The organism is Streptomyces thermocarboxydovorans, from assembly GCF_039524635.1.
In the GTDB taxonomy this organism is placed as follows: domain Bacteria; phylum Actinomycetota; class Actinomycetes; order Streptomycetales; family Streptomycetaceae; genus Streptomyces; species Streptomyces thermocarboxydovorans.
In genome coordinates this window covers 1-24,168 of sequence record NZ_BAAAGU010000054.1, presented here as the reverse complement: position 1 = coordinate 24,168, position 24,168 = coordinate 1, and the positions used below count along the sequence as shown (strand labels likewise).

Sequence of the window (24,168 nt, the reverse complement as noted above, 5' to 3'; positions counted from 1 at the left end):
CCGCGTGGGCGGTGGCCGCCGGGACGGCCAGGCTCAGCGAGGCGATGCCGAGCGCCGTCAGGACGGCGGAGATCTTGCGCATGAGAGTTCCCCCTTCGAGTCGGTCGTGCGGATGCGACGTGTGTGACGCGTGTGGTGTTCGGTGGTGCGTTCCGCGGCGCGGGCGCCGCGGAAGTCCTCGTCCCGGTCAGGGCGTTGCCGCGTCGGCCTCCAGGGCCCGGGCGCGGAAGAGCGCGGTGAGGCTCATCCGCCGGAAGGTGGCGATGTCGTCGCGGTAGGGGCGCAGCTTCTCCTCGCGCAGCCGCTTCTCCAGGCTGCGTGCGGTGCGCGCCAGCGGGGTGCGGTCGGCGCAGGTCGCCTCCGCGACGGCGAGCCTCACCTCGGCGGCCCGCGCTTCCTTCGGGCTCATGCCCCTGGTGATCCGGGGCCGTTGCTCGCGGATCTCGCGCGGGGTGGCGTAGGGGTGGCCGGCCTTGCGCATGCAGGCGGACCAGGCCCCGACCGCGCGCTTGAAGCGGGGGTCGGCCAGGATGTCCGGGGCGTAGAGGGCGGTGAGGCTCTGCACCGTCTTCTTCACCCGGAACCAGGTGGGCAGATCGCCGTACAGCTCCGCCATGGCCCGCGCCCGGCAGCCGTCGCGGGGCATCCACACCGTGCCGCCGCGCGGCAGCTCCACCTTCAGCGGGTCCTTCTCGAGGGTGCCGTCGAGGGCCTTGTTGTAACGGGCGAGGTCCCGCCGGCTCAGGCGCTCGGTGTAGGCGGTGTTGCGGTCCTCCAGCCGCGCGCGCCGTGCCCGCTCCTCGAGTTCCCTGCCGTAGCCGTACCGTTTCGCCCATGCGACATCGGTGAGCACATAGCCGTGGCCCTGCCGGTCCGCGAGACCGGCGACCGGGCCCGGCCAGTACCGGAAGCCGCGCTCGCGCATGCACCTGGCGACCAGGATCTCCTCGGCGCGTTCGACCGTGATCCGCTCGGCGTCCGTCAGATCACGGGCCTCCCCCGCACGCGCTGCCGCGGCCGCCGTCCCCTTCCCGGCCGGGGGCCGGTCCGCCGGCCCACCGCACCCCGCCAGCACGACGGTGCTCATGGTCAGCGCCGCGCAGAGCGGGGCGAGCAGTGTCCTCGCCCTGAATCCCCCGTTCCTCTTCACGGTCGAGTACATGCCCGCCCCCCTTGCGGCCCCCCGTCGGCGAGGTGTTCCCCTCGCTCGCCACAGAAGCTACGCCGCCGGCCGCCCGGGATCGTCAAACCTCCGTTTGATCGTCGGGGTAAACCTTCGCGGTATGCCGGCGGGCCGGCTCAACCGTGGTTGCAGCAGAGGGCTTGCCCGCCCCGGCAGGCGGGAGAACGAAGAACCGGTGCGCCCGGGAACGGCGAAGAGGCCGCCCGGAAGACTCCGGTACGGCCTCTGAACTGCGACTCTCGCAAGTCGGGACGACAGGATTTGAACCTGCGACCCCTTGACCCCCAGTCAAGTGCGCTACCAAGCTGCGCCACGTCCCGTTGCCCGTCTGACCTGGGAATTCCCCCGGCCGAACGCGCACGGAAACCATACCGCACTCGCGATGGTGATCGCGCACTCCTTTTCGCGCTTGACCTCAAGTTTGGTTGAGGTTGCAGCATCGTCGGCATGACGACGACCGAGGAAACCAGGCGTGTGTACGGTTACGCGGACGTGCCCGGACTGATGAGTCTCATGACCGGCGACGAGAAGCACGGACCGGCCGCCACCTCCACGCTGGACGTGCTGTGGGTGCTGTACGACCGCGTGCTGCGGGTGAGTCCGCAGACGGCCGACGCCCCGGAGCGCGACCGGTTCCTGCTGTCCAAGGGACACGGGCCGATGGCGTACTACGCGGTGCTGGCCGCCAAAGGCTTCCTGCCGGTGGAGTGGCTGCCGGGCTTCGGCTCCTTCGACTCCCCGCTGGGCCACCATCCCGACCGGACGCTGGTGCCGGGCGCGGAGATCGGCAGCGGCTCACTGGGGCACGGACTGCCGATCGCGGTGGGGACGGCCCTGGGGCTGCGGGCGCAGGGGCTGAACGAGCCGCGCGTGTGGACGCTGATCGGGGACGCCGAGCTGGACGAGGGCAGCAACCACGAGGCGATCGCCTTCGCCGGGCCGGCCGGCCTGGAGCGGCTGCACGTGGTCGTCATCGACAACGCCTCCGCCAGCCACGCCCGGCCCGGCGGCATCGCGGCCCGCTTCGAGGCGGCCGGCTGGTCGACGCGCACCGTCGACGGACGCGACCACGAGGCGCTGTACGCCGCGTTCACCGCACCGCACCCGGGCCGGCCGCACGCGGTGGTGGCCCGGGTCGAGCCGAAGCCCGCCTGACGCCCCCCCACCACCGCCCGATCGACCCGCCCGACTCACCCAACACGCTTACCAGAAGAGGAGCGATCCCCGTGGACACCATGCGTGATCGTCTGGCCCCTGTCGTCTCCCGGCTGCTCGACGAGGACCCCCGGGTCGCCGTGGTACTCGCCGAGGTCGGCATGGCCGGATTCGAGGCCGCCCGGCGCCGGCACCCCGACCGGGTGGTGAACGTCGGCATCCGTGAGCAGCTGCTGGTGGGGGCCGCTTCCGGAATGGCGCTCACGGGACTGCGCCCGGTGGTGCACACCTTCGCCGGCTTCCTGGTGGAGCGGCCCTTCGAGCAGGTCAAGCTGGACCTGGGGCACCAGGGGGTGGGGGCGGTACTGGTGAGCGCCGCCGCGTCCTTCGACTGGCCGGCCGGCGGCTACACCCACATGGCGCCGGGCGACGTGGCGCTGCTGGACACGCTGGACGGCTGGACCGTGCATGTGCCGGGGCACCCGGACGAGGCCGAGACGCTGCTGCGGCAGGCGGTGGGCGCCGGTGACGACAAGGTGTACGTGCGGCTGTCGGTGCAGTCCAACGGGCAGGCCATGCCGGTCGACGGGGAGCGGTTCCTCACGGTGCGCGAGGGAAGCCGCGGCGTGGTCGTCGCGGTCGGGCCGATGCTGGGCCCGGTGCTCGCCGCGACGGAGGGCCTCGACGTCACCGTCCTCTACGCCACGACCGTGCGTCCCTTCGACGCCGCCACGCTGCGCTGGGCCACCGAGGGGGCCGGGACGGACGTGGTGCTCGTCGAGCCCTGCCTGGTCGGCACCTCGACGAGGGCGGCGAACGACGCGCTGCCGGACGTGCCGCACCGGGTGCTCGGCCTGGGCGTGGGCCGGGCCGAGCTGCGCCGCTACGGCACGATCGAGGAGCATGTGGCCGCGCACGGCCTCGACGCGCGGTCGCTGCGGGAGCGGATCACCGGCTTCCTGGCAGGACGGCCCGCACCGGCGGGTGTGTGAGGCGGCTCCTGGCGTCAGGCGGCCCCGCCGGGAGGTCGGTTCGCGGGCGGCAGCCCCAGCGTCGGGTGGGCCTCCAGCAGGCGGGGCGGGGCCGTCTGGCGCCAGGAGTCGGCGACGATGTCGTGCAGTTCGCCCTCGTCCTCGAGGGCGGCCAGCCGGACCCTGACCCAGGCGAACTGCGCCTCGTGGCCGGCGATCCAGAACTTCTCCGGCTCGGCGAGGGCCAGTTCGTCGCGCTCCTCCTTGGGGCAGCGCACCGCGATGGACGTCTCGTCCTCGGGCAGCGTGGCGAACATCTTCCCCGCGACCCGGAAGGTGGGCATGCCCCAGGCGATCTTCTCCGTGGTGTCCGGCAGGGACAGCGCGATCCGTCGTACGTCTTCGGCATCCGGCATGGCAGGCACCGTAGCGCCCGCCACTGACCATCACCTGGTGGGAGAGGCGGGGGCGGCCTCCTGGAGCGCGTCGAGGACGGGCTTGATCAGCGGGTGCTCCTCCGCGCCCCGGCGCACGGCGGCGAACACCCGGCGGGTGGGCGCCACTCCGTCGACGGGCCGCACCACCACACCGGCGAGATCCATGCCGCGCAGCGCCGACCGCGGCACCAGCGCCACCCCGGCTTCCGCGGCGGCCAGCGCGACCACCGCGCGGAAGTCGTCCGAGGAGTGCTCAAGGCGCGGCTGGAACCCGGCGTTCTCGCAGGCCAGGACGACCACGTCATGGCAGGGGTTGCCGGGGTAGGGGCCGATCCACGGGTCCTTGGCCAGCTCGGACAGCGGCACCTCGGCGGTCTCCGCGAGCCGGTGGGTGACGGGGACGACCGCGTCGAACGGCTCGGCGTACAGCGGCACATGGGCCAGCCGGGGGTCGTCGGCAGGCGGTGCGCCCCGGTACTCGACCGCGACGGCCACGTCGACCTGCCGGTCCAGCACCATCGGCAGGCTGGCGTCGCCCTCGGCGTCCTGGACGCGGATACGGATGCCGGGCGCCGACCCGGCGAGGCTCGCCACCGCGGGCGCGACGACCTCGGCGATGCCGGTGGCGAAGGAGGCGACGGTGACCGTGCCGGCCGAACCGGAGCTGTAGGCGGCGAGCTCGGCCGCGGCCCGCTCCAGCTGGGCGAGGATCGCGTTGGTGTGGTTGAGCAGGATCTCGCCGGCCGGGGTCAGCCGTACGCCCTTGGCGCTGCGTTCCACCAGCTTGTGGCCGGTCTCCTGCTCCAGCGCGGTGAGCTGCTGGGAGACCGCCGACGGGGTGAGGTAGAGCGCGGCGGCAGCCGCCGTGACCGTACGGTGGTCGGCCACCGCACGGAGGATGTGCAGCCGCCGTGCCTCGATCATGTGGCCGATTGTCTCAAACGTGACGGAGCACCCCGCCCTGGGCAGGGCGAAGCGCTCCGATCGTCACGAAACGCGAAACGCGAAACGGGGAACGGGGGATGCTCCCGCTCAGGCCGCGTCCAGTTCCGCTCGGGCGGCGACGAAGGCGTCCACGGCGCGGTCGACGTCCTCGGTGGAGTGGGCGGCGGAGAGCTGGACGCGGATGCGGGCCTGGCCCTGCGGGACCACCGGGTAGGAGAAGCCGATGACGTAGACGCCGCGGTCCAGCAGCAGCTCCGCCATGCGGCCGGCCCGCGCCGCGTCGCCGATCATCACCGGGGTGATGGGGTGGTCGCCGGGCAGGATGTCGAAGCCCTCCCCGGACATCCGGCGGCGGAAGCGGGCCGTGTTCTCGGCGAGCCGGACGCGCAGGTCGTCCGCCGACTCCAGCAGGTCGAGGACCTTCAGCGAGGCCGCGGCGATCACCGGGGCGAGCGTGTTGGAGAACAGGTAGGGCCGCGAGCGCTGGCGCAGCAGCGCGACGATCTCGGCGCGGGCGGCGACATAGCCGCCGGAGGCGCCGCCGAGGGCCTTGCCGAGCGTGCCGGTGATGATGTCGACGCGGTCCATCACGCCGTGCAGCTCGGGGGTGCCGCGTCCGCCGGGGCCGACGAAGCCGACGGCGTGCGAGTCGTCCACCATCACCATCGCGTCGTAGCGGTCGGCGAGGTCGCAGATCTCCCGCAGCGGCGCCACATAGCCGTCCATGGAGAAGACGCCGTCGGTGACGATCAGCCTGCGGCGCGCGTCCGAGGCCTCCTTCAGCTGCCGCTCCAGGTCCTCCAGGTCACGGTTGGCGTAGCGGAAGCGGCGGGCCTTGGACAGGCGGATGCCGTCGATGATGGACGCGTGGTTGAGCGCGTCGGAGATGACGGCGTCCTCGGGGCCGAGCAGCGTCTCGAACACGCCGCCGTTGGCGTCGAAGCAGGAGGAGTACAGGATCGTGTCCTCCTGGCCGAGGAAGGCCGACAGCCGGGCCTCGAGCTCCTTGTGCACCTCCTGGGTGCCGCAGATGAAGCGGACCGAGGCCATGCCGTAGCCCCAGCGGTCCAGGGCCTGGTGGGCGGCGGCGATGACCTCGGGGTGGTCGGCGAGGCCGAGGTAGTTGTTGGCGCAGAAGTTGAGGACCTCGCCGGGGCGGCCGCCGGCGGTGACGTTCACCGTGGCGGACTGGGGGGTGCCGATGACGCGTTCCGGCTTGTGCAGGCCGGCGGCGCGGATCTCGTCGAGGGTGGCGCGGAGGTCGTCGCGGACGGAAGCGAACATGGCGGATGCTCCTGAGGGTGGTGGCGCGGAAGCGGTCGGCGCGGCGGGCGGGCGGCGGTGCGGCCCGCGAGGGCGTCAGGCGGTCCAGTCCAGGATGACTTTGCCGCCCTTGCCGCTGGCCGCGTCGTCGAAGGCGGCCTCGAAGTCGCGGTAGCCGTAGCGGCCGGTGATGACCGGGGCGAGGTCCAGGCCGCCCTCCAGCAGCACCGACATCGCGTACCAGGTCTCGAACATCTCGCGGCCGTAGATGCCCTTGATGGTGATCATCGAGGTGACGATCCGGGCCCAGTCGACGGGGAACTCCTCGGCGGGCAGGCCGAGCATCGCGATCCGGCCGCCGTGCGTCATGTTGGCGAGCATGTCCCGCATGGCCTCGGGGCGGCCGGACATCTCCAGGCCGATGTCGAAGCCCTCGCGCAGGCCGAGGGTGTGCTGGCCGTCGGCGATGCTCGACTCGGCGACGTTCAGGGCGAGGCTGACGCCGATCTTGCGGGCCAGCTCCAGGCGCTCCTCGCTCACGTCGGTGATCATGACGTGGCGGGCGCCCGCGTGGCGGGCCACGGCGGCGGCCATCAGACCGATGGGTCCGGCCCCGGTGATCAGCACGTCCTCGCCGACGACCGGGAAGGACAGCGCGGTGTGCACGGCGTTGCCGAACGGGTCGAAGATCGCGGCGATGTCCAGGTCCACGGGGACGCGGTGCACCCAGACGTTGGAGGCGGGCAGCGTGACGTACTCGGCGAAGGCGCCGTCGCGGCCGACTCCCAGACCCACGGTGGCCCGGCACAGGTGGCGGCGGCCGGCCAGGCAGTTGCGGCACTTGCCGCACACCAGATGGCCCTCGCCGCTGACCAGGTCACCGTTCTTGATGTCGTCGGGGACGTCCCGCCCGGTCTCCACCACCTCGCCGACGAACTCGTGCCCGAGGACCAGCGGGGTGCTGATGGTCTGCTGGGCCCAGCCGTCCCAGTTCCGGATGTGCAGATCGGTGCCGCAGATACCGGTGCGCAGCACCTTGATCAGTACGTCGCCGGGTCCGACGGCGGGCTCCGGAACGTCCGCGAGCCACAGCCCGGGTTCCGCCTTCTCCTTGACGAGCGCCTTCAACGCAACGGCTCCTGTGGGTGTGTCCCGGCACCAGGGCATGCGAAGGAGGCCCGGCACCGGGGAGAGGAGTGGAATCGCACTGCAATCTGCCGTACAACACCATCACCGGTCCATCGAGGATTTCTTAAGCTCAGCCACAGCTTTCCTTCACGCGTCACCTCATCGGCGGTGCAACGCGCTCAGGGCGTTCGAGGCCCGCTCCGGGCGGGTCAGAGCAGCAGACCGCCGTCCTCCCGGCCCTCCAGGCGTACGACGAGCCGGGCCGCCTGCTCCTTGATCGCGGCGAGGCCCTCCTGCCCCCAGGCCCGCGGCCGGATGTCGCAGACCGACACGGTGCCCAGGACCATGCCGGTGCTGTCGATCAGCGGGGCGCCCAGATAGGAGCGGATGCCGAACTCGTCGACGACCGGATTGCCCGCGAACCGCGGGTAGTCGCCGACGTCCTGCAGGGCCAGCGCCTTGCGCCGCGCCACCACATGGGGGCAGAAGCCGTGGTCGCGCGGCAGCGACCGGCCCAGCAGGGTGCCTGTGCCGTCGCTGCGCACGGCGGGCGGAACGGACGGGGTGTACAGGCCGGCGAAGAACTGCCCTTCCTCGTGCAGGAAGTTGACCATGGCGTACGGGGCGCCGGTGAGCTCGGCGAGCCGGTGGGCGAAGGCGTCGAGGGCGGGCTCGGGGCGCTCCCCCAGTCCCAGCAGCTGCAGCCTGCGCCTGCGGGCGGGTGCCTCCTTGTCCTCGGGGGTGAGCAGCAGACGACCGGCCGGGCGGGGCGGGTCGTAGCTCATGGGCGGGCTCCCTGTAGGTGGGCGAGAGTCATGTACGGGCTCCGTGACGGTGTGCGGGGATCACATGTGGGCGCCATGTCCGGTGGCGGTGGCCGGCGCGTAGGCGATGAGGTGCCGGACGAGGGTGAGCAGGGTCTGGACGCCGGAGCTGGAGATCCGGGCGTCGCAGCACACCACGGGGATCTCGTCCGGCAGGTCGAGTGCGGCACGCACCTCCTCGGGGTCGTAGCGGAAGGCGCCGTCGAACTCGTTGACGGCGACGATGAATCCGAGCCCGCGCTGCTCGAAGAAGTCGACGGCCGGGAAGCACTCCTCCAGGCGCCGGGTGTCGACGAGGATGACGGCGCCGAGGGCGCCCTCGCAGAGCTCGTCCCACATGAACCAGAACCGCTCCTGTCCGGGCGTGCCGAACAGGTAGAGCACGTGTTCCGGGTCGAGGGTGATCCGGCCGAAGTCCATGGCGACGGTCGTCTCGACCTTGTTCTCGATGCCGTCGAGGCTGTCGGTGGCGGCGCTGACCGTGGTGAGCAGTTCCTCCGTGCTGAGCGGCGCGATCTCGCTGACCGCGCCGACGAAGGTGGTCTTGCCCACGCCGAACCCGCCCGCGACGAGGATCTTCAGCGCGGTGGGGAAGACGTCGGCGCCGTGCTCGGTGCCGTTGCCGTAGTCAGAGCTGTCGTCGTAGTCCATCGAGCACTGCCTCCAGAAGGGCCCGGTCCGTCGGGGTGTGGTGGAACGCGGGGGGCTTGGTGGTCAGCGCCCCGCAGTCGACGAGATCCGCCAGCAGCACCTTGGTGACGGCCACCGGCAGCTTGAGATGGGCGGCGACCTCGGCGACGGGGACGGGGGCGCGGCACAGGTCCAGGGCCTGTGCGTGTTCGGGGCCGAGATAGCCGAGGGGGGTGGCTCCCGTGGCCATCACCTGCGACAGCAGGTCGAGGGCGACGGTGGGACGGGTGCGGCCGTTGCTGACGGTGAACGGGCGCACCAGCCGCCCGGCGGCGTCGTCCAACCAGGGTCCGTCGCCGGCCGCCGTCGCGCTCAAGACCTCATCGCCGGGGAAGCCGGCGAACCCGGAGATGCCTGGGGCTCGGCGGCGTGCTGCCGGGGTGCGGTCACCAGGTAGGGCCGGACGCTCTTGACCAGCATCGCCATCTCGTAGCCGAGCACGGCCGCGTCGGCCTCCCGGCCGGCCAGCACCGCGAGGCAGGTGCCGGATCCGGCGGTGGTGACGAACAGCAGGGTGGAGTCCAGCTCGACGACCACCTGCCGCACGTCGCCGCCGTCGCCGAAGCGGATGCCGGCGCTGCGGCCGAGCGAGTACAGGCCGGAGGCCAGGGCGGCCATGTGGTCGGCGCTGTCCGGGTCGAGGCCGTGCACGGACTTCACCAGTCCGTCGCAGGACAGCAGAACGGCGCTGCTGGTGTGCGGTACGCGCTGCACGAGGCCGCTCATCAGCCAGTCGAGATCGGATACATGGGCGGTCGGCGCATCGCTCGCCATGGTGGATCGACTCCTTGTCGTACGAAGGTCTGCGGGAGCGCTGGGACTGGGGCCGGGGGTGGAGGTGGTCATCCGGCGGATGCGCTCCCGTCGTGCCGGGGGGTGTGCTCGATACGTTCCGGGTCCCGTGCGGGAAGGGGTGTGCGGTCGGGTTCGGCGGCCCGCTCGGCGGACCGGGGCTCGACGGAGTGGGTGCCGTCGGGGTGCTGCTGGGTCTCGGCCAGGCTGATGCCACGCCGGAAGGCGGCCATGAGGTTGGGGTCGTGGCCGGGGACCTCCTCGGGGTCCTGGCGCGGGACGGGGCCGTCGCGGAGCTGGGGTGCGATGTGCTCCTGGGCGCGGCGGCGGGGCAGTTGGGGCCGGCCCATGGTGCCCCGCACGGTGCCGGTGCGCGGGGTGAGCGGCTCGTTCTCCTTCTCGGCGAGGACCTGCCGGTCCTCCGCGCTGATGCCGGGCACGGCCTCGGCCGGGGTGGGCCGCGTCTGCCGTGCGCCGCGCACGGGCAGCGGCGGGGCGACGGACCGGCCGTTCGCGGACCGGGCCGAGGGCACGAACGGGGCGGCCGGGGCGGGCTGTTCAGCCGGCGCGGGCGCGGAGGGCGTCGCGTGCGTCACGGACGCCGCCGCCGGCCGCGTGTGCTCCGCGGACCGGGTGTGCTCCGCGGACCGGGTGTGCCCGGCGGATGAGGCGGGCGAGGCGGGCGCGGACACCGGCGAGGGCGAGGGCTTGCCGCCCGGACCGGGCCGCTGCCACTGCGGTACGGACGGGGTGGCGGCCGGGGTCAGCGGCACACCGGCGGGCGGCGTCGCCCGGCCGGTACCGGTGCCGGCCGGGCCGGTCCCCGTACCGGTGTCGCCCGTGTGGTCCTGCCCGCCCGCCGGGTCCGCGCCCGGCTGCGCGCCGAGCAGGGTCTGCGGCACCACGAGCACGGCCTGCACACCGCCGTAGATGTTGGTCTGCAGCCTCACTTGGATGCCGTGCCGCTTGGCGAGCTGCGAGACCACGAACAGCCCGATCCGCCCGTCTGCCAGCAGACTGGCCACATTGACCTGGTCGGGGTCGCTCAACAGGGCGTTCATCCGCTCCTGTTCGTCCACCGGCAGGCCGAGCCCGCGGTCCTCGACCTCGACGGCGAGCCCCGAGGTGACCCGGTTGGCCCGCAGCAGCACCTGGGTGTGCGGGGCGGAGAACACCGTGGCGTTCTCGACGAGTTCGGCGAGGAGGTGGATGACGTCGGCGACGGCGTGCCCGCGCAGGGTGCCCTCGATGGGCGGCACCAGCTTGACCCGCGAGTACTGCTCGACCTCGGCGATGGCCGAGCGCAGCACCTCGGTCATGGAGACGGGGTTGCTCCACTGCCGCCGGGAGACGGCGCCGCCGAGCACGGCCAGGTTCTCCGCGTGGCGGCGGATGCGGGTGGCCAGGTGGTCGACGTGGAAGAGGCCCTTGAGCAGCTCGGGGTCCTCGATCTCGTTCTCGAGCTCGTCGAGGGTCGAGATCTCCCGGTGCACCAGGGACTGCAGTCGCCGGGCCAGGTTGACGAACACCTCGAGCTTCTGCTCGCTGCCCGCCTGGCTGGACAGCCGGGAGGCCTGCACCACGGCGGTCACGGCACCGTCGTGCGCGCGCGCCAGGTCGGCGGCGAGCAGGTCGAAGTCGTCGGCGTCCCGGGGCGGTCCGCCGTAGCGGGCCCGGGGCGGCGGGCCGTCGCCGCGGCGCAGCGTCTCGACGAGGGCGCGCAGTTCGCCCTCGCGCCGGGCGGTGCTCCGGCGCAGCAGGGCGATGCGGTTGCGCACGGCGCGCGCGGTGCGGCCGGCGGCCACGGCGGCGAGGACGATGCCGGCGAGCGCCACGCACACCGCGCCGCCGAGCACGGCCCACAGGGCGGGACTCGGCCGCACCCCGGTGGACCGGACCATGAACAGCACGGCGGCGCAGGCGCTGAGCGCGACGGCGACGGGCGGCAGCACGGCGAGCCGCAGCAGCTGCGGCCGTATGTGCGTCTCGGCCAGGGGCGCGGCGGGTCTGGCGCCCGGGCGCCCGTGCCGTCCGCCCTCGCGCCGGGGCGTGCCCTCGCGCCGGGGCACGCGCCCGCGCACGGCCGGCCCGGTCTCCGACTCGGCACTCATGCCTCCCGGCCGGTTCCCTCGTCCGACTTGTGCCTGCACGTACCGGTCCCCGCTCCCTCTTGCGACGCTGTCGACCGACACTCACCGTAGTCGTCACCGCATCATGTGCGGTGGGCAGTTGACAAACTCCCCCGGCCTACGTCCCGCTCTGGTATGAGGCCTCGTACGACAGACCGATAACCCGGTCGACCGGCGACCGACGCTCGATCACGAACCGATCAGCCCTGTTCAGAAACGGTCGCGGGCGATCGATGCGATCGAGGAGGCTCGCGCCCCTCACTCCCTCGTTCCGGCCGTACGGCGCGCGGGGCCGGGAGGGAAACCCGCCAGGAGACCCCGACCCGACCACCTTGTGGACATCACTTTCAGTAATCATCAGGCCAAGGTTCCGCCGTCCGTTGCGCAGGTGGCGGGGATGCGGGCCGCGGCTATCGTGGTCGAAGGGGCCGCGACTGCTGGTGAACCTGGTGAGCGAGGTCTCTATGACCGGATCGACTCCGCGCGGCGCCGAGGGTGCCATGGGACGCGGCTATGCACGGCACTCACGGGTACAGCGCCACGCCGACGACTACGGAATGCCCCTGCTGCGCCGCGCCGTTGACGCGGCTCCCTCCCGCCGGACGGGGAGCCCTTCCGGGTGGCGGATCTCGGGGTGGCGGCCGGGACCAACTCCCTGGACCCCATGCGCCTGGTGGTGGAGGGGATCCGCGGACGCACCGGGGAGGACACCCCGGTGACGGTGGTGCACACCGACATCCCCGCCAACGACTTCAACACCATGTTCGCGACGGTCCTGGGCTCGCCCGGCTCCTACGCCCACGAGCCCCAGGTCTTCGCGTTCGCCGAGGCCCGCTCCTTCTATGTCGTCCCGCTGCGCATCACACGCGTGTGACGGGTACCGGCGCATCCGGAAGAGGCTCCCATGACGCACGCCCCGGCGGCCCGGCGACGACGCGGCGGACTGACCGTACTGCTGCTCGCGTCCTTCATGGGCATCCTCGACGTGCTGATCGTCAATGTCGCCGCCCCCTCCATCCAGCGGGACCTGGACGCGGGTTTCTCCGCCATCCAGATGGTGATCAGCGGTTACGTCCTGGCCTACGCCGTGATGCTGACCACCGGGGCGCAGCTCGGCGACTCGCACGGACCGGCGCGCGTGTTCCTGCTGGGCGTGCTGGGGTTCACGGCGCTGTCCGCCGGATGCGCGGCGGCGCCCTCGGCCGCCGTGCTGATCGCCCTGCGCCTGGGCCAGGGCCTGGCGGCGGCGCTGATGCTGCCGCAGGTGCTGGCGCTGATCCAGGTGCTCTTCCCGAAGGAGCAGCGGGCGCGGCCGCTCGCCCTGTACGGGGCGACGCTGGGGCTGGGGGCGGTCCTCGGGCAGATCATCGGCGGTGCCCTGATCCGCGCGGACGTCCTCGGGCTGGGGTGGCGTACGGTGTTCCTGGTCAATGTGCCCATCGGACTCGCCGTGGCCGCCTGCACGCCGGCCCTGCTCCCGCGGCGGCGCCCCGCCGAGCGCCGCCCGCTGGACGTCCCCGGGCTGCTGCTGACCGCGGTCGCCATGACTCTGCTGATCTTCCCGCTGATCCAGGGCAGCGCCGAAGGCTGGCCCCCCTGGGTGTGGCCGGCCTTCGCCGGGTCGGCCCTGACCCTGGTCGCGCTGTGGTTCGTGGAGCGACGGCGGGAGCGGGCGGGCGGTTCGCCCCTGATTCCGCCGTCCCTCTTCGGCGGTTCCGGCTTCCGGACCGGGCTTGCCATCGCCCTGATCTTCTACAGCGGCAACTACGGGCTCTTCCTGCTGCTCGCCTATGTCTTCCAGGACGGGCTCCACCTGTCGCCGCTCGCCTCCGGCATCGGCTTCCTGCCGCTGGGCGTCGGCTTCGCCGCCGCGTCCCTGCTCAGCCGCCGCCTCACCGACCGCTACGGCAGCCGGGTGCTGCTCATCGGCGCCGCGGTCATGGTGGCCGGCTACGTCATCCTGATCGCGACCCTTGCGCCGCACCCGGCGTACTCCGGGCCGGTCATGGCCCTCCTGCTCGCGCCCGCGCTGCTGGTGTCCGGGGCGGGGCAGGGCATCGTGTCGGCGCCGCTCATCGGGGTGGTCCTGGCCACCGTCCGCCGGGAAGACGCCGGGGCCGGATCCGGGATGGTGCTGACCGCCAACCAGCTCGCGTCCTCGCTCGGGGTCGCCGTGCTCGGTGCGCTGTTCGTCGCCCTGCTGGGCGCGGATCCCCAGGAAGCGGGGGCAGGGCTGGACGAGCGGGACTTCACCGCGGCCCTGATGGGCTGCTCCTGGCTGCTGCTCGCCCTGGCGGCGGCCGTCGGCCTGCTGGCCCGCCGCCTTCCGCACGGCGACCGGGCCGGCGCCTCCACACCGGGCGGCGCGGGCCGCTCGGCTCACGGAAGCGAGCACGGCAGCGGGAACTGAGCCACGCCCGCCGTCACCGAGGCCTGCGCCCGGCCGACGTCACCACAACCTGCGCCCGGCCGGCGTCACCAAGGCCTGAGACCGGTCGCCGTCACCGCTCGCCCGCGAGGTCGAGGTCGCGCCCCGGCGGCTCCGCGGGCTCGCCGGACTCGGCGGCGGCGCCTTCCGGCCTGCGCCAGTGGCGGGCGACCGGGCCGGACACCCCGCGCCACCAGGCCTCCACCGGCAGCTTGCCCGCGGGCTCGAACGGCTCGCCCGGACGCGGGAACCCCACCGCCTGGCCGGCCTCCTCGGCCACGTCCTTGGTCCACTCCCCCGGCTCCGCCCAGGCGTGCGGTGCCAGGTTGAAGGTGCCCCAGTGGATCGGCAGGAGCACCCCGCCCGGCTGCCCGCCCTGGAGGTCGAGATGCGCGCGCAGGGCCTCCTCGGGCGTCATATGGATGTCGGGCCAGAACTCCGAGTACGCGCCGAGCTGGATCATCGTCGCGTCGAACGGCCCGTGGGCCGAACCGATGTCCGTGAAGCCGGTGAAGTAGCCGGTGTCGCCGCTGTGGTAGACGCGGTGCTGCTCGCCCGCGACCACCCAGGACGCCCACAGGGTGTGCTGGGTGTTGCGCAGGCCCCGGCCGCAGAAGTGCCGGGCGGGGGTCGCGGTGAGCGTGAGGCCGCCGATCCGGGTGGACTCGTGCCAGTCCAGTTCGCGCAGCCGCCCCTCGGACACGCCCCAGCGCTCCAGGTGGGCGCCGACGCCGAGCGGCACCGCGAACAGGGTGTCGGTGCCGGCCAGCGCCTTGATGGTGGGCAGGTCCAGGTGGTCGTAGTGGTCGTGCGAGATCACCACGACGTCGACCGGGCCGAGGGCGGCCAGCGGCAGCGGCACCGGGTGCAGCCGCCGGGGTCCGGCGAAGGGGAAGGGTGAGCAGCGCTCGCCCCACACCGGATCGAACAGCACCCGCTGCCCGTCGATCTCCGCGAGCACGCTGGCGTGCCCCATCCAGGTCAGGCGCAGCCCGGTGGCGGGCGGGCGGGCGATGTCGGCGAGGGTGGTGGGGTGGACCGGCACCGTGCCCTTGGGGGCGCGGCGGGCGCGGCTCTCCTTGTCGAGCAGGGCCTTCGCCAGGTCCCGGGAGGAGCCCGCGGGGCGGGTGCGCGCCGGGCCTCCGGGGTTGACGAAGACGCCGTCCTTGAAGTGCGGGGATCTGCGGATGCGCGCCATGCGCTCACCGCTGGGGTCCGCGCCGAAGGCCGGGGGCCGCAGCGCGCGGAGCCCGGAGCTGTGGGTACGGAATCCGGCCACGGTGCCTCCAGCTGGGATGGGTCAGGATTTCCATTATGTGCGGCCGGTCCCGGCGACCCGGTGCTGATCGGCTGAGGCGGTGCTGTTCGGCTGGTACGGGCGTCCCTCGCCGTGACATGTACGGGCTAGGGTGACCGCCGTGACGAGGGTGCGGTTGAGCGTGGCGGAGCGGCGCGAGGAGATGCTGCGGGCTGCCATCGAGCAGATCGAGGAACGGGGTGTGGCCGCGGTACGGATCTCCGACGTGGCCTCGGCGCTCGGGGTGAGCAACGCGCTGGTGCTGTACCACTTCGCCACCAAGGAGCGGCTGGTCGCCGCCGCGTTCGCGCATGCGGCCGAGGCCGACCTGGCCCGGCTGCGGAAGCTGCTGAGCCGCCGCACCACGGCCCTGCGCAGGCTGCGCGCGGCCGTGCGCTGGTACGCGCCGACCGGGCAGGCGAAGGGCTGGCGCCTGTGGATCGAGGGCTGGGCGGTGTCCCTGCGCGATCCGGCGCTGCGCGAGGTTGCCCGGGACCTGGACCGTCAGTGGAAGGCGGCGCTGACGGAGGTCATCGAGGAGGGCGTGGAGGCGGGCGAGTTCACCTGCCCCGATCCCGCGGGGGCGGCCCTGCGCCTGACCGCCCTGCTGGACGGCCTCGCCGTCCAGCTGACCTCCTACACGGGAACGATCCCGCGCTCCCGCGCCAGGACCTGGGCCGAGGAGGCCTTGGCACGGGAGCTGGAGCTTCCGGGGCCGGGCCGGTGATCCGCCCGGCGTGCGGGCGGGCACGGACGACATCCCGGCGCTGCCGGAGTGCCCGGACGACACCTCGACGACCCTGGGCCGCGTGGCCCGCCCCCGATTCCTGCGGTGGGCGCACGTCCGGCTTGTGCGGCTGGCTCAGGTCCGGCGAACGGCACCACGGCGCCCCGGGGGTGCGCGGACGACTCCACGGCGCCCCCGGCGTGCGCGGACGACACCACGGCGCTGCCGAAGTGCCCGGACGCCACCTCGACGGCCCCGGCCGCGCCGGCCGCCCGCGCTACCGGCGGCCGGCTCAGCGGACTCAGGCCACCGCGCCGATGCGCGAGCGGATGTCCTCCGGGGACAGCGTGCCCTTGGGTGTGACGTGGTCGCCGGAGGACTCGCCCCGCAGGCGGCGGCCGATCCACGGCACCAGGTACTCCCGCGCCCAGTGCACGTCGTCCCGCCGGACCTCCAGGGTTCCGCGCGGCGGCTGCGGCGGCCACGGCTGCTCCGGGTCCGCCGGCACCTCGAGCCCCAGGACCTGCCCGGCCCGCAGCGCGACACGGGTGTGCCCCTCGGGCGAGAGGTGCAGCCGGTCCGCGTCCCAGGCCCTGCGGTCCTGCACGCTCTTGAGCGACCACAGGTCAAGCACCGGGCAGCCGTACCGGTCGGCGATCGCCCGGACGTGCCCGTTGTAGGTGGCGATCTTGCCCCGCAGATGCTTGAGCAGCGGCACGCCGCGGGTGTCGAATCCGGTCGTCACCATCACGGTCCCGGCCGCCTCGGTCAGCCGCGCGACCGCGCGCTCGAAGCGCTCGGCCACCTCGTCCGGGTCGGTGCCCGGCCGCAGGATGTCGTTGCCGCCCGCGCAGAACGAGACCAGATCGGGGGCGAGTTGCACGGCCTGCGGCACCTGGTCCGCGACGATCTGGTCGAGCAGTTTCCCGCGCACGGCGAGGTTCGTGTACTGGAAGTCGCCTTCGGGCCTGCGGTCGGCGAGGAGCACGGCGAGCCGGTCGGCCCAGCCGACGAACGCCCCGTCGGGGCCTGGGTCCCCGACGCCCTCGGTGAAGCTGTCCCCCACCGCCACGTACGACCCGATCACTGCTGCGCTGTCACTCTTCGAATCGTCTGCCACAGCCCCTCATGATTCACCTTCGAATGTGACCTACGCGACCGTAGGCAGAGCTTGACGGGCGGTGAGATAAGCCACTCTCAAAGAATCCGCCAACCCCGGAATACGGGGCGGGTGTGCTCCGCGCAACACCGAAGGCCGGACCCGGGGATCGGGGTCCGGCCTTCGGCGGCGTGTCAGGGAGATGCAGCGGTTGCCGCGGGCGTCAGATGGCGACGCCCTTCGAGCGCAGGTAGGAGATCGGGTCCACGTCGGAGCCGTAGTCCGGCGTGGTGCGGATCTCGAAGTGCAGGTGCGGGCCGGTCACGTTGCCGGTCGCACCGGAGAGGCCGACCTGCTGCCCGGCGCTCACCGTCTGGCCGGCCGAGACGGACAGCGAGGACAGGTGGGCGTACTGGGCGTAGTAGCCGTCGTTGAGCTTGATGACGACCTGGTTGCCGTAGGCGCCGCCCCAGCCGGCGGAGACCACGGTGCCGGAGCCGACGGCCTTCAGGGAGGTGCCGGTCGGGACGCTGAAGTCGACACCGGTGTGGTAACCGCTGGACCACATGCTGCCGGCCACCTTGTAGGCGGTGCCGATGCCGCCGCCGGGCACCGGCGAGGTGAAGCCGGAGGTGGTGGCGGCCTGCTGGGCGCCGGTCGCCTTGGGGGCGGACTGCTCCGGGGCCTTCTCGGCCTTGGGCTTCGCGGCCGGCTTGGACTCCGGCTTGGCGGCGGCCGGGTCGGCGGCGGTGGACTTCTCCGGCGCGCTCTCGGCGGCCTTGCCGTCGATGGTGAGCTTCAGACCCGGGTGGATGAGCGACGGGTCGTCACCGACGGCCTCGCGGTTGTCGGCGTACAGCTTCTTCCAGCCGCCCTCGACGCCCTCCTTCTCGGCGATCTTGACGAGGTAGTCGCCGGCCTTCACGATGTACGTGCGGGCCTCGCCGCCCTGGTCGCCGTCGGCCTTCTGGCCGGCGACGGAAAGGGTCTGGACGGTCTTTTCCGGGGCCACCTGCGCGGTGGCGGCGTTGGCTCCGGTGGCGCCGAGAAGCGGCAGCGCGAGTGCGGCGCCACCGGTACCGGCGACGGCGATGGATCGGGTGAAACTAAGCGTCCTGGGACGACGGTGCTTACCCTTCGCGGGCATGACGAATTCCTCTCCGGCGCCTGCGAGGTGAGCTGTCGGGTTCGGGCTGGAGATGCCCGGCCGCGCCTCAACGCGACTTAACCCCAAGCCTGTTCCGGAGACCGGTCCAGGCAGTCTTACCTGTGGGTCCCCCGCTCCTGCCGAACACGGGTCAGTGGTCTGTGCGGGCCCCGGACGGCGGCAGGATTAGGCGTCCGTCCGGATCGGTGTGGAACGTAAGCGAGCAAGACGCAATGGGACAAGCACGAGGTTCCCTGCGAAGCCGTTTTTCCGTGATCCACAGGCACAAATGCGGTCACCGAGCGTCGCACCGGGATCCGCGCGGGCCGCGAATTCCCTTGTAAAGCTCGTGAATTACGTGAACATGGCGACAACGCATCGTCACGAATATGACGATGCTCACGCACCCCATTCCCATCTCCCTTTCTTTCGGGGCACGTTATGGCGAAATTGTCTAAACGGACAGAACGGCTTAAGAGGTGATTTGGCCGCCGTGTCGCCGGCGTCGCGACAGGGCATGCGAAGCTCACCCGCCCGGCCAGACATATCAGGGCATATCGCCCATATCGACGGGGTAGCTCGTTCTCGTTGCCCAGGGCAGCCATGTCGTATCGTCGACAGAACCCGCCGCCGAGCCGCGCGGCGGCGCAGAGTGGGAGGAGCCCCCGTGACGCAGCACATCCCGTCGACCGAGCCCGAGCTGGCCGGAGTACGCAACTTCCGCGACGTGGGTGGCCTGCCGACCGTGGACGGACGACGGGTGCGGCACGGTGTGCTGTTCCGCAGCGGTCATCTGGCGCACGCGACGGCCGAGGACGCGGCCTTCCTCTCCTCCCTGGGGTTGCACACGATCTTCGACTTCCGCAACGCGGCCGACCAGAAGCTGGAGGGGCCGGACGTCGAGCTGCCGGGCGTGCGCAATGTGAACCTGCCGCTGAGCGACCCGGCCGACGGCGCCGAGTTCTGGAAGATGGTCCGCGACGGGGACCTGGAGCAGCTGCGCGAGATCCTCGACGACGGCAAGGGCGCGGCCCGGATGATCCACTCCTACCGGACCATGATCGTCACGCGCACCGCCGAGCACTCCCGGGTGCTGCACTCGCTCGCCGAGGACAGCGTCCCCGCGCTGATGCACTGCGCGGCGGGCAAGGACCGCGCGGGCCTGTCGGTGGCGGTGACGCTGCTCGCGCTGGGCGTCGAGCGGGACGCGATCTACGAGGACTATCTGAAGTCCAACGCCAAGCACCGGCGCTACAAGGTGCGCCGCAGCAGCGACGCCCCGGCGGCCCACTCGCCCGAGGTGATGGAGCTGCTCAGCCCCCTGTTCGACGCCCGCGCCGAGTACCTGTCGGCCGCCCTGGAGACCATCGACGAGACCTGGGGCGGCGTCGACGCCTACCTGGAGCAGGGGCTGTCGTTCAGCCCCGAGCACCGGGAGCGGCTGCGCGAGCGCCTGCTGGACTGAGCGCCGCCCGCCACCCGGCGCACGTGCCGTCGGCCCCGGCGCCCGCTACTTGGCGCCCACCTCGAACAGCAGGTAGATGAAGGCCGCGAAGACATGCCCCACCGCGATGTAGATGAACAGCCTCACCCACAGCGCGCGCGGGAACCTCTCCTCCATGTCCTTGGTGTTCCGGCCTGCGTCCTTCGTGTTCTTGTCGGTCACGGTGCCTCTTCACGTGTCGGGCCCAGGCACAGTGCGGCCGTGGGGCTCTGCAGCAGGGTGTGGACGAACAGCAGCTCGAGCCCGTCGGGGTCCTCGGCCGCGATCCGGTGCGGGGTGAGCGAGTCGAAGTGGGCGCTGTCGCCCGGCGCCAGCCGGTGCAGCCCGTCCCCGAGGCGCAGCCGCAGCCGCCCCTTGAGGACGTACAGCCACTCCTCGCCGGGGTGGACGCGCACGATGTCGCCCTGGGAGCCGTACGGCACCCGCACCCGCAGCGCCTGCATGCCGCGCCCGGGGGCACCGGCCTGCCAGTACGTCCAGCCGCCGGCGGCGGTGGGCTCCATGTGGGCGGCGCGGATCACAGCGTCCCGGCCGGCGGCCGTCTCGCCGAGCAGCTCGGAGACCGTCGTACCGTAGATGCGGGCCAGCGAAAGCAGCACCGGCAGCGAGGGCTGGCGCTGCCCGGTCTCCAGCCGGGACAGATGCGCGGGCGACAGACCCGCCTCACGGGCCGCGGCCTCCAGCGTCAGCGAGGCGCGGCGCCGCAGCGCCCGGAGCTGGGGCGCGACCGCGGGAAAGGCAGCGGCCGGTCCGGCCGGCCGCCCCGTCTCGGGGGAGCTCATGGCTCCATTCAGCCGGAGGTTTGCCCGTGGGGCAAATCTTTTGCCTCACAGGCAAAGCCCCTGGAGTCCGACCCGACCCCGGCGCCCGCCTCACCTCCGCGCGACGGACCGCGCCTCACCTCCGCGCGGCGGACCGCCTCACCTCTGCGCGACCGCCTGCTTCACCAGCGTCTTGCCGAAGTCCCACATCAGGCCGCCGCCGTCGTGCGCGTCGTCCATCACCGCGGTGAACGCCGCCATGAACCGGTCCACCTCGCGCTCGCCGATGATCAGCGGCGGGATCAGCTTGATCACCTCCATGTGGTCCCCGGAGACCTGGGTGAGGATCCGGTGCCGCTGCAGCAGCGGGACGACGACCATCTGGGCGAAGAGCCCCTTGCGCGCGGCCTGGAGCATGGTCCAGCGTCCGCGCAGCTTCAGCGAGCGGGGCCGGCCGAACTCGATGCCGATCATCAGGCCCCGGCCCCGCACATCGGCGAGCAGCTCGTACTTGTCCTTCAGCGCCGTCAGCCGGTTCTTCAGCAGCTCGCCGGTGGCCCGGACGCCCGCGACGATCTGCTCGTTCTCCATGACCGACAGCACCGCGAGGCCCGCCGCCATGGCCTGGGCGTTGGCCCCGAAGCTGGCGGAGTGCACCAGCACCCGGTCCATGGACGAGTAGACCTTCTTGAAGATCCAGTCCTTGCCGATGGTGGCCCCCACCGGGACGTAGCCGCCGGAGAGCGCCTTGGCCACGCACACCAGGTCCGGCTCGACGCCCTCCTCGTGCTGGTAGGCGTAGAAGTCGCCGGTCCGGCCCAGACCGGTCTGCACCTCGTCCGCGATCAGCAGCGCCTTGTGCCGGTGCAGCAGCTCCTGCGCGGCCCGCAGATAGCCGGGCGGGGCCTCGTGCACGCCCTTGCCCTGGATCGGCTCCACGATCAGCGCGGCGATGTCGCCATTGCGCAACTCCCGCTCCAGCGCGTCGAGATCGCCGAGCGGTACGGCCGTGTCCGGCAGCAGCGGGGCGAACCCGTCCCGGAAGCCGGTCTCGCCGTTGACCGACAGGGAGCCGGTGGTCAGCCCGTGGAAGGCGTGCTCGCAGTACAGCACGCGCGGCCGGCCGGTGACGTAGCGGGCGAACTTCAGCGCGCCCTCCACGGCCTCCGTGCCGCTGTTGCCGAAGAAGACCCGGTCCAGGTGGGGGCTGTGCGCCAGCAGCTTCTCGGCGAGCAGTCCGGGCAGCGGCTGGCAGTCGAAGCGGGTCAGGTCGGCGAGGTTCAGGTCCAGCACGTCGTGCAGCGCCTTGCGGACGACGGGGTGGTGGCGGCCGAGGCCCATCACCCCGAACCCGGCGAGCATGTCCAGGTAGTCGTTGCCGTCCGCGTCCCAGAAGTAGGCGCCCTCGGCCCGCTCGTAGACCTTGTCGAAGCCGATGGTGTGCAGCATGCGCGGGAGCTGGTGGTTCAGGTACTTCTGGTGCAGCTCGTAGCGCTCGGCCCCGCGCTCGGCCAGCAGCGCGCCGAGGTCGAAGTCCCCGGCCCGCGAGGACTCCGACGGGGATTGGGCGGTGGTCATGCCTGATGCTCCTGTCGGTCCCGGCCGGCCGGCCCGTCCGGTGACGGCGCGGACAACTCTCCCTTGACGAGCTCTCTTGTCACGCCCTCCTGCACGAGCTCCTCCTGCACGGCGAGGCTCGCGCTGATCCGGCCGGCGATCTCGACCGGCGTCAGTCCGATGTCGGCGAGCACCTCGCTGCGCTTGGCGTGCGCGAGGAACTGCTCCGGGATGCCGAAGCGCCGCACCGGCACGTCGATCTCGGCGTCCCCCAGCGCCAGCGCGACCGCCGAGCCGACGCCCGCCGCCCGGCTGTTGTCCTCCACCACGGCCACCAGCCGGTGCCGGCCCGCCAGCCGGGGCAGTTCAGGGTCGACGGGCTTGACCCAGCGGGGGTCGACCACGGTGCAGCCGATGCCGCGCGCCTCGAGCAGCTCGGCGGCCTGCAGGCAGATGGGCGCCATCACGCCGACCGCCACCAGCAGCACCTGCGCCTCGTCGGCCCGGTGCAGCACGTCCATGCCGCCGGCCCGGTCCAGCGCCGGGATCGCCGGTCCGACGGACTCCTTCGGGAAGCGCACCAGGGTGGGCGCGTCGTCCACGGCGACCGCCTCGCGCAGCTGGGCGCGCAGCTGGTCGGCGTCGCGGGGTGCGGCGATGCGCAGGCCGGGGACGACCTGGAGGACGGACATGTCCCACATGCCGTTGTGGGAGGGGCCGTCGGTGCCGGTGACACCGGCCCGGTCCAGCACGAAGGTGACCCCGCAGCGGTGCAGCGCCACGTCCATCAGCAGCTGGTCGAAGGCGCGGTTGAGGAAGGTGGCGTAGACGGCGACGACGGGGTGCAGTCCGCCGGTCGCCAGTCCGGCCGCGGAGACGGCCGCGTGCTGCTCGGCGATGCCCACGTCCCACACCCGGTCCGGGAACCGCTCGGCGAACGGACCGAGGCCCACCGGGTGCAGCATGGCGGCGGTGATCGCCACCACGTCCTCCCGCTCCTCGCCGATGCGCACCATCTCCTCGCCGAACACCGACGTCCACGACGGTCCGCCGGACGGGGCGAGCGGGGCGCAGGTGAGCGGGTCCATCACGCCGACGGTGTGGAAGTGGTCCTCCTCGTGGGCGAGGGCGGGCTCGTAGCCGCGGCCCTTCTCGGTGAGGCAGTGGACCAGGACGGGACCGTGGAAGCGTTTGGCGCGGCGCAGCGCGGACTCCACGGCCTTGATGTCGTGCCCGTCGATCGGGCCGACGTACTTCAGGCCCAGGTCCTCGAAGAGACCTTGCGGTGCGAAGGCGTCCTTGAAGCCCTTCTTGGCGCCGTGCAGCGCCTCGTAGAGCGTGTTGCCGACGACGGGGGTGCGGGTCAGTACGTCCTTGCCCCAGGCCAGCACGCGTTCATAGCTGTCGGTGGTGCGCAGGGTGGCCAGATGGTTGGCGAGGCCGCCGATGGTGGGGGCGTAGGAGCGCTCGTTGTCGTTGACGACGATGATCAGAGGCCGGTTCTTGGCGACGGCGATGTTGTTCAGCGCCTCCCAGGCCATGCCGCCGGTCAGCGCTCCGTCGCCGACCACGGCGACCACATGGCCCTTCTCCCCCAGCACGTCGCGGGCCTTGGCGAGGCCGTCCGCCCAGCCGAGGGCGGTGGAGGCGTGGCTGTTCTCGATGATGTCGTGCTCGGACTCCTCGCGGGAGGGGTAGCCGGACAGGCCGCCCTTGCCGCGCAGCTTGGAGAAGTCCTGACGTCCGGTCAGCAGCTTGTGGACATAGCTCTGGTGGCCGGTGTCCCACAGGATGCGGTCCACCGGTGACTCGAAGACCCGGTGCAGGGCGATGGTGAGTTCCACCACGCCCAGGTTGGGCCCGAGGTGACCGCCGGTGCGGGCGACCGCGTTCACCAGGAACTCCCTGATCTCGTGGGACAGTTCTACGAGCTCCCCCTCGGACAGCGCCTTCAGGTCGCGTGGTTGCCGGATGCTCTCCAGGATCGTCACGCTAGGGCCCCCTTCACTTCCGTGCTGTTCAGCTCACGGTGACGGCCGGCTCCCCCGCCGCGGCGCCGTCCTTCTCCATCTGCCCGGCCAGCTTCATGGCCTCTTCGATCAGCGTCTCCACGATCTTCGACTCCGGCACC

General features: G+C 72.5%; 23 protein-coding genes, 1 tRNA gene, 1 pseudogene and 1 riboswitch. Of the genes and pseudogenes, 6 read left to right on the top strand and 19 right to left on the bottom strand.

Features of this window, described 5'->3' with window-relative positions:
- Positions 1-187: 187 nt before the first annotated feature.
- Together ABD198_RS23605 and ABD198_RS23600 are read right to left on the bottom strand one after the other, a co-directional pair.
- On the bottom strand, positions 188-1,162 hold the full coding sequence (locus tag ABD198_RS23605) for a hypothetical protein (protein WP_344005426.1): 975 nt from the start codon (positions 1,160-1,162) through the stop codon (positions 188-190).
- 267 nt (positions 1,163-1,429) lie between these two features.
- Positions 1,430-1,503, bottom strand: a tRNA-Pro gene (locus ABD198_RS23600).
- A 127-nt stretch (positions 1,504-1,630) separates the two neighbouring features.
- On the opposite strand from ABD198_RS23600, the gene ABD198_RS23595 reads away from it, so the two are divergent.
- Positions 1,631-2,338: a transketolase gene (locus tag ABD198_RS23595; protein ID WP_344005424.1), complete on the top strand. Its 708-nt coding sequence runs from the start codon at positions 1,631-1,633 to the stop codon at positions 2,336-2,338.
- Between the two features lie 71 nt (positions 2,339-2,409).
- Positions 2,410-3,330 (top strand): transketolase family protein, encoded by a 921-nt coding sequence (locus ABD198_RS23590; RefSeq protein ID WP_344005422.1) that lies wholly within the window; start codon positions 2,410-2,412, stop codon positions 3,328-3,330.
- Between the two features lie 14 nt (positions 3,331-3,344).
- Here the strand turns inward: ABD198_RS23590 and ABD198_RS23585 are convergent, their stop codons facing one another.
- The 9 genes from ABD198_RS23585 to ABD198_RS23545 all read right to left on the bottom strand — a co-directional run bounded on the left by ABD198_RS23585 (position 3,345) and on the right by ABD198_RS23545 (position 11,499).
- Positions 3,345-3,725 (bottom strand): MmcQ/YjbR family DNA-binding protein, encoded by a 381-nt coding sequence (locus ABD198_RS23585; RefSeq protein WP_344005420.1) that lies wholly within the window; start codon positions 3,723-3,725, stop codon positions 3,345-3,347.
- Between the two features lie 30 nt (positions 3,726-3,755).
- Entirely contained in the window at positions 3,756-4,670 is a 915-nt protein-coding gene (locus ABD198_RS23580; RefSeq protein ID WP_344005418.1) for a LysR family transcriptional regulator, read from the bottom strand.
- A gap of 108 nt (positions 4,671-4,778) precedes the next feature.
- On the bottom strand, positions 4,779-5,975 hold the full coding sequence (locus ABD198_RS23575; protein WP_344005416.1) for a glycine C-acetyltransferase: 1,197 nt from the start codon (positions 5,973-5,975) through the stop codon (positions 4,779-4,781).
- A 75-nt stretch (positions 5,976-6,050) separates the two neighbouring features.
- A complete protein-coding gene (tdh, locus tag ABD198_RS23570; RefSeq protein ID WP_344005414.1) occupies positions 6,051-7,082 on the bottom strand; it encodes an L-threonine 3-dehydrogenase in 1,032 nt (343 codons plus the stop codon).
- 209 nt (positions 7,083-7,291) lie between these two features.
- On the bottom strand, positions 7,292-7,867 hold the full coding sequence (locus ABD198_RS23565) for a GAF domain-containing protein (protein WP_344005412.1): 576 nt from the start codon (positions 7,865-7,867) through the stop codon (positions 7,292-7,294).
- Positions 7,868-7,927: 60 nt separating this feature from the next.
- Positions 7,928-8,557 carry a GTP-binding protein gene (locus ABD198_RS23560; protein ID WP_344005410.1) on the bottom strand — a complete coding sequence of 210 codons (630 nt, stop codon included), beginning with the start codon at positions 8,555-8,557 and terminating at the stop codon, positions 7,928-7,930.
- Positions 8,535-8,912, bottom strand: a complete 378-nt coding sequence (locus ABD198_RS23555; RefSeq protein ID WP_167996948.1) for a DUF742 domain-containing protein — start codon at positions 8,910-8,912, stop codon at positions 8,535-8,537. The genes ABD198_RS23560 and ABD198_RS23555 overlap by 23 nt, the downstream gene beginning before the upstream one ends.
- A complete protein-coding gene (locus ABD198_RS23550) occupies positions 8,909-9,370 on the bottom strand; it encodes a roadblock/LC7 domain-containing protein (protein WP_344005407.1) in 462 nt (153 codons plus the stop codon). The genes ABD198_RS23555 and ABD198_RS23550 overlap by 4 nt, the downstream gene beginning before the upstream one ends.
- 68 nt (positions 9,371-9,438) lie before the next feature.
- A complete protein-coding gene (locus ABD198_RS23545) occupies positions 9,439-11,499 on the bottom strand; it encodes a sensor histidine kinase (protein WP_344005405.1) in 2,061 nt (686 codons plus the stop codon).
- A gap of 637 nt (positions 11,500-12,136) precedes the next feature.
- Here ABD198_RS23545 and ABD198_RS23540 point away from each other — a divergent pair.
- Positions 12,137-12,391 carry a class I SAM-dependent methyltransferase gene (locus tag ABD198_RS23540; protein WP_344005403.1) on the top strand — a complete coding sequence of 85 codons (255 nt, stop codon included), beginning with the start codon at positions 12,137-12,139 and terminating at the stop codon, positions 12,389-12,391.
- Between the two features lie 30 nt (positions 12,392-12,421).
- On the top strand, positions 12,422-13,927 hold the full coding sequence (locus tag ABD198_RS23535; protein WP_344005402.1) for an MFS transporter: 1,506 nt from the start codon (positions 12,422-12,424) through the stop codon (positions 13,925-13,927).
- 91 nt (positions 13,928-14,018) lie between these two features.
- Here ABD198_RS23535 and ABD198_RS23530 read toward each other — a convergent pair whose 3' ends face one another.
- Positions 14,019-15,224 (bottom strand): MBL fold metallo-hydrolase, encoded by a 1,206-nt coding sequence (locus ABD198_RS23530; protein WP_344005401.1) that lies wholly within the window; start codon positions 15,222-15,224, stop codon positions 14,019-14,021.
- A 139-nt stretch (positions 15,225-15,363) separates the two neighbouring features.
- Between ABD198_RS23530 and ABD198_RS23525 the strand changes: the two genes are divergently transcribed.
- A complete protein-coding gene (locus ABD198_RS23525; protein ID WP_344005399.1) occupies positions 15,364-15,969 on the top strand; it encodes a TetR/AcrR family transcriptional regulator in 606 nt (201 codons plus the stop codon).
- Between the two features lie 301 nt (positions 15,970-16,270).
- Here the strand turns inward: ABD198_RS23525 and ABD198_RS23520 are convergent, their stop codons facing one another.
- Together ABD198_RS23520 and ABD198_RS23515 are read right to left on the bottom strand one after the other, a co-directional pair.
- Entirely contained in the window at positions 16,271-17,056 is a 786-nt protein-coding gene (locus tag ABD198_RS23520; RefSeq protein ID WP_344005467.1) for an SGNH/GDSL hydrolase family protein, read from the bottom strand.
- A gap of 235 nt (positions 17,057-17,291) precedes the next feature.
- On the bottom strand, positions 17,292-18,215 hold the full coding sequence (locus tag ABD198_RS23515; protein ID WP_344005397.1) for a peptidoglycan DD-metalloendopeptidase family protein: 924 nt from the start codon (positions 18,213-18,215) through the stop codon (positions 17,292-17,294).
- Positions 18,216-18,217: 2 nt separating this feature from the next.
- Positions 18,218-18,382, bottom strand: a riboswitch (cyclic di-AMP (ydaO/yuaA leader).
- Positions 18,383-18,882: 500 nt separating this feature from the next.
- Here ABD198_RS23515 and ABD198_RS23510 point away from each other — a divergent pair.
- Positions 18,883-19,680 (top strand): tyrosine-protein phosphatase, encoded by a 798-nt coding sequence (locus ABD198_RS23510; protein WP_344005395.1) that lies wholly within the window; start codon positions 18,883-18,885, stop codon positions 19,678-19,680.
- 45 nt (positions 19,681-19,725) lie between these two features.
- On the opposite strand, the gene ABD198_RS23505 is transcribed toward ABD198_RS23510, so the two are convergent.
- From ABD198_RS23505 to ABD198_RS23485, 5 genes and pseudogenes are all read right to left on the bottom strand, one after another.
- The gene (locus ABD198_RS23505; protein ID WP_344005465.1) at positions 19,726-19,836 is read right to left on the bottom strand and encodes a DUF6126 family protein; all 111 of its coding nucleotides are present in this window, start codon (positions 19,834-19,836) and stop codon (positions 19,726-19,728) included.
- A 41-nt stretch (positions 19,837-19,877) separates the two neighbouring features.
- Positions 19,878-20,501, bottom strand: coding sequence for a helix-turn-helix domain-containing protein (locus ABD198_RS23500; protein ID WP_344005393.1), 624 nt, complete (start codon positions 20,499-20,501; stop codon positions 19,878-19,880).
- A gap of 138 nt (positions 20,502-20,639) precedes the next feature.
- Positions 20,640-22,058, bottom strand: coding sequence for an aspartate aminotransferase family protein (locus ABD198_RS23495; protein ID WP_344005391.1), 1,419 nt, complete (start codon positions 22,056-22,058; stop codon positions 20,640-20,642).
- On the bottom strand, positions 22,055-24,028 hold the full coding sequence (dxs, locus tag ABD198_RS23490) for a 1-deoxy-D-xylulose-5-phosphate synthase (RefSeq protein WP_344005389.1): 1,974 nt from the start codon (positions 24,026-24,028) through the stop codon (positions 22,055-22,057). The genes ABD198_RS23495 and dxs overlap by 4 nt, the downstream gene beginning before the upstream one ends.
- A gap of 28 nt (positions 24,029-24,056) precedes the next feature.
- A pseudogene (locus tag ABD198_RS23485) lies at positions 24,057-24,168 on the bottom strand (flavodoxin-dependent (E)-4-hydroxy-3-methylbut-2-enyl-diphosphate synthase); the annotation flags it as partial.